At 40.5% G+C, this 4,902-nt stretch carries 4 protein-coding genes; 2 read left to right on the forward strand and 2 right to left on the reverse strand.

What is annotated here, in order from left to right; all coding sequences use genetic code 11:
* Positions 1-327: 327 nt before the first annotated feature.
* Positions 328-1,284, reverse strand: coding sequence for an AraC family transcriptional regulator (locus Q0238_RS04025; protein WP_297943133.1), 957 nt, complete (start codon positions 1,282-1,284; stop codon positions 328-330).
* A gap of 109 nt (positions 1,285-1,393) precedes the next feature.
* On the opposite strand from Q0238_RS04025, the gene Q0238_RS04030 reads away from it, so the two are divergent.
* Together Q0238_RS04030 and Q0238_RS04035 are read left to right on the forward strand one after the other, a co-directional pair.
* On the forward strand, positions 1,394-3,364 hold the full coding sequence (locus Q0238_RS04030) for a TonB-dependent receptor (protein WP_297943135.1): 1,971 nt from the start codon (positions 1,394-1,396) through the stop codon (positions 3,362-3,364).
* A gap of 49 nt (positions 3,365-3,413) precedes the next feature.
* Entirely contained in the window at positions 3,414-4,559 is a 1,146-nt protein-coding gene (locus Q0238_RS04035; RefSeq protein ID WP_297943137.1) for a PepSY-associated TM helix domain-containing protein, read from the forward strand.
* Positions 4,560-4,726: 167 nt separating this feature from the next.
* On the opposite strand, the gene Q0238_RS04040 is transcribed toward Q0238_RS04035, so the two are convergent.
* On the reverse strand, positions 4,727-4,902 hold a 176-nt coding region (locus Q0238_RS04040), incomplete at its 5' end, for an NAD(P)-dependent oxidoreductase (protein ID WP_297943139.1).

Below are 4,902 nucleotides of genomic sequence, written 5' to 3' on the forward strand. Positions count from 1 at the left end.
AAGCGAAATTTTTCCATAAGGCTTTTGACGAGGATATCAAGCCATACTACGGCGGCAAGATCGATAAAAAGCACTTCACGCTAGACGAGGTTTATAGCCTGTTTTAAATTTAGACGTATTTAAAATTTTAGGCGCCCTTTGACGTCCAAACATACACGCAGCTGCGATATTTGATCGCAGCTCGCTTTTGCTGCCAAGATTTCGGCGGCATTTATAATTTAAATTCCGTATTTTTGCGGGCTTGGTTGCGATATAAAATTTTATGAGATTTTGATATGCGGTTGCGAAAGAATGTGGCTTCTAAAAGATAGTCGGTCGCGCAAAATTCTAATCCGAGTAGTAAAATTTTATATCCTTTTTCAGTTGCGTCGGCAGTATATTAAATTTAGCCCTAAAAATTTTAGAAAAATGCGATAAATTATTGTATCCGACCATTTTAGCGGCTTCGTTTACGCTGATTTGATCTAGACTTAATAGCTCTTTTGCAATTCCAAGCCGCTCATTTGTCAGCATCGCATAAACGCTCGTGCCAAAATATGCTTTAAAATCCCTTTTTAGTGCAAATTCATTCGTGGCACAAAGACGAGCGAGCTCCTTAATGCTAGGTGGGTTTTGCATATTTTCAAGTAATATTTTCTTTGCTTTTTGGACTGTTTTTATGTCATTTTCATCAAGACTAAGCGTATTTTCAGGCTCATTAAATTTATAAAAACTTTTATAAAGCATCTCTAAAATTTTACTTTCCATAAAAATTTCGCGCATTTTGCCGTCGTATATCGCGGCATTTTCGAGCTCTTTGAGGATGATATTTTGCACGGCGCTTGTTTTAAATTTCTTCATGCAAACGGCCTGATCTAAATTCAAATTTTTTAAAATTCCCAGCTCATTTGCAAAAGCGGTGCTAAGCGCTATGCATGAGCTTTTATAGTGTTTATTTTCAAGCTCGTGAACGCCACGCAATTTGCTTTGCATAGTTCCGAGCCAAAACTCACCTTTATTCAAAACGAATTGATCTTTATCCGATCTGAAGCAGATAGGATTTTCGCCCGTATTGAAAAATAAAAATGAATAGCGGCTACCTCGCTCGTGGCGATGCAAAAGAAAATCTCTGCAAATTATATCGCTGCTATAATATCCTATCCCTCCGCCCGTATAAAAAGAGCTAAAGTCGAATTTTATACTTTCGCTTTCAAGCTCGGTTTTGTTATACCCACATTGCTTGGACGGCTCAATGTCGTTAGATATTTTTTGTAAAAAATCATCTAAACTTATCTCTTTACTCATCTTATCCCTTTAGCGTTTAAAAAAATCCCTCTACCGTTTAGTATTTCTTGATAATGCATATCTTATTATAGTAAAATGAGTTTAAATTTTAATAAGAAAAGGGGCGTTTGTGCGCGCAATATATAAATTATCGCTGATCGCTGCTATAGCGACAGCCGGAATATCGAGCGAGATAGAAAAACAGGACAAAAGCGTAAATTTGGGTGAAATTACCGTAGTCAGTGCTACGGGCTATCGGCAAAATATTCAAGACGCACCCGCTTCTATCTCCGTTCTTACGCAAAAAGAGATACAAAAGCGCAACTACCAAGATATCTCCGCAATGCTAAAAGATTTGCCGAGTGCCTTTACCGCAACACTAGGCGCTGCATCGAGAAAAGGCATAAGTCTAAGAGGCCTATCTCAAAAATATACGAAAATTTTAATCGACGGCAAGCCTGCGACTAGCGATAGCGCTTATAAAGGATTAAGAAGTATCGGCAGTAGCCAAAATTTCTTGCCTCCCGCAAATACGATAGAGCGCATAGAGGTCATCCGCGGGCCTATGAGCTCGCTTTACGGCAGCGACGCTATGGGCGGAGTAATAAATATCATCACTAAAGGCTTTTCAAATGAGCTTAGCGGCAATGTAAACGGATACTATACTTTCGCTAAAAAATCGCAAATAAAAAGTGATTATCAAACGGGTTTTTATCTAAACGGAGCTATCGTCCCGGACGTGCTAGGTATCGCACTTTACGGCAGATTTTTTGAAAAGATAGAGGATAAAGAGCCTTATGCGAATAGAAATAATGAAGAGACGAATATGGGCGCAAAACTGATGTATAACGTAACGCAAAATGATGAGGTAACGCTTGATTATCGTAAAGTAAATAATAAATTTAGGCGTACATACGGGCGTACGCGAACAACCTCTGGAGGCAATAACGATATTGCGAAGGAGGATATGAAAGGCTACACCGCAAGCCTGTCTCATCAGGGAAAATACGATAAGTTTATGATAGATAGCTATGCAAACTACGATAGCATGAAAGAAAGCGGCGCCCAGGATCTGCGTCTTAGAACGACTACGCTAAATTCTAAAGGCTCATATTTTTTCGATTCAAATGCTTTGAGTTTGGGCGTGCAATACCGAAGCGAGAGATTAAACGAAGCCGCTACTACCACAGATGAGGCAAATATCAAAAGACGGGATTATTCGATCTACGGCGAGGATGATTTTTATCTAACTGACGATTTAACGCTAACCGGCGGAATCAGATATAACCGCGATAAAGACTACGGCGGCCATATATCGCCGCGCGCTTATGCCGTTTATCGTTTAAACGAAAGTTTTTCTATTAAAGGCGGCGTTTCGACGGGATATTCAACTCCGGATATTAAGCAGCGTAGCGAGGGCCTTGCCCTGCCATTTGCAGGAGGCCAGGGAGCGCAGATAGGCAGAAGCTCTCTAAAGCCCGAAAGCAGCATAAGCTACGAAGGCGGGTTTTCTTACGACGATAACGATAAATTTAACTTTAGCGCTACTGCGTTTTATACCGAAATCAAAGATGGAATTTCTACCAAATTGATTTGCCGCCCAAGACCGGGAAATCCTTGCGTGCATAACGGAAAAACTTACAGACGCGGTATTTGGGACACTATAAATATCGGAGAAGCCGAGGTTAGGGGTCTAGAGCTAAGTAGCGATTATCAAATTTTAGATAATTTGAAGCTGCATGCAAACTACGCCTATACGAAATCTGAGCAAAAAACGGGTAGCGAGAAGGGCAAAACCTTAAATAATTTTCCAATCCATTCGGTAAAGCTAGGATTTGATTACGACGTAAGCTCCAAGCTAAACTTATGGTCGCAAATAAATTATTATAGTAGGACGCGCGATAGCCTAAGCTACGATGAGGATATCCGATCATACACGCTTTTTGATCTGGGCGCGAGCTATAAGCTCACAAAAGACGCAAGTTTAAATTTTACGCTTTATAACATATTCAACGAATTCGTACTAACGCGCTCGGGAAATTATCAAATGATGGTCGTAGACGGGATGAAGGCGCAGGTTGGATTTAACGTGAACTTTTAAATTCGCAGCGCATAAATTTCGTCCGCGGATTTAAAATTTAAGGAAATTAATGGCGATTTTAAAAAGGAAAAAATTTTGGTTCAACATCCATCTTGTTTTGACGCTTATATGCTGCGTGCCGATCTTAATCGTAGCCCTTAGCGGCGCTATTATCTCGTATCACGACGAGATTATAGATGCGTTAAATCAAAGCAAATCTTTCGTGAGCCCGAGCGAAAAAGACGCTCTTAAGCCCGCCAAAATTTTAAATATTTTCAGAAAAGTCAAGCCCGGTTTTACGCTCAGTTATTATAGAATTCCTCAAAATAAAAACGAAGCGATTAGGCTTTCCGGTACAGATTCTGGCGGTGAGTTTAAATCATATTTTATAGATCCTTATAGCGGTGAAATTACTTCGGAAAACATAGGCGATACGTTTATCGGCGTAGCGCTAAACCTACATACCAATCTGGGATTTGGGCTAAGCAAAAACGAAACTCTGCGGCTAATAGGCAAAAATATCGTGGCACTTAGCACGGTTATGTTTATTTTGGTCTTAATTTCAGGTGCGGTGATTTATTATCCTAGCTTTAGAGGGAAAATTTTACGCGCATTTAGGATAAATTTTAAAGCGAGAGGTTATGCGTTTTTATATAGCTTGCATGGCGCGGTCGGAGTTTTGCTGCTGCCCGTTTTACTTACGATAAGCGCTAGCGGGCTTTATTGGTCGTATGATTGGATAGCCAAAATAACCAACAGAGCGCTAGGCGAAAAGGAAATTTTTAGAAAAACGAGCTTTACCGAAGTGCGAGGATTTTCGCTTGAGGATGAAGATAAAATTTTAAATTTTCAGACGGCATTTGATATTTTTAAGCGTGAACGCGGTGAAAACTACGAATTCTTTAACATCATCGCTCAAAAAGATGGAGAAAATTTTATGATCTTTTATTTCGATAAAGGCGAAGAGGGCGAAGAGCATATGAACACGATGAGCGTAAACGTTAAAAAGGGCATCTTGCGGCATGCTCGCTATGATGATGCGAAAAGTGCTATGCCGCGCCCTTTTGCTATACATAAAGCCGTTTTGAGCGTGCATTCGGGCTATATCTTCGGCGAGGCGGGCAAGTTCTTATTTTGCGTAGCGGCGATTTCTGTATTATTTTTTATAGTTACAGGATTTTGGATGAGCATAAAAAGAATTTGCAAGCAAAGATAAATCTATGAATTCAAAGCGGAGAAATAGCTTATTCGCGGCATAAATTTAAAATTTTACCCGAAGCAGTATCCCTTCTTTTCAGCTAATAAAATTTTATGTGCAGGGTCTTTGTGAGCCTTGCGCCGCATCTTGATTTTGTTAAATTCGCTTCGGCGTTTTAACTGCATTCATTTGCCGCTCATAAAATCCCTAATATTTTGCGCGATCATCTTTATCAGCCGTTTGCGGGCCTCTATGCTCGCCCATGCGATGTGAGGCGTGATGATGACGTTGCGGCGATTTTTCACGCGCAGCAGCGGATGATCCGCCCTCATCGGCTCTGTTTGCAGCACGTCAAGCGCCG

It is taken from the genome of uncultured Campylobacter sp., from assembly GCF_938045775.1.
In the GTDB taxonomy this organism is placed as follows: domain Bacteria; phylum Campylobacterota; class Campylobacteria; order Campylobacterales; family Campylobacteraceae; genus Campylobacter_B.

Bases quoted from the DNA above. Each gene is read 5' to 3' on its own strand.
- Q0238_RS04025 (WP_297943133.1), bottom strand. From the start codon at position 1,284: ATGAGTAAAGAGATAAGTTTAGATGATTTTTTACAAAAAATATCTAAC.
- Q0238_RS04035 (WP_297943137.1), top strand. From the start codon at position 3,414: ATGGCGATTTTAAAAAGGAAAAAATTTTGGTTCAACATCCATCTTGTT.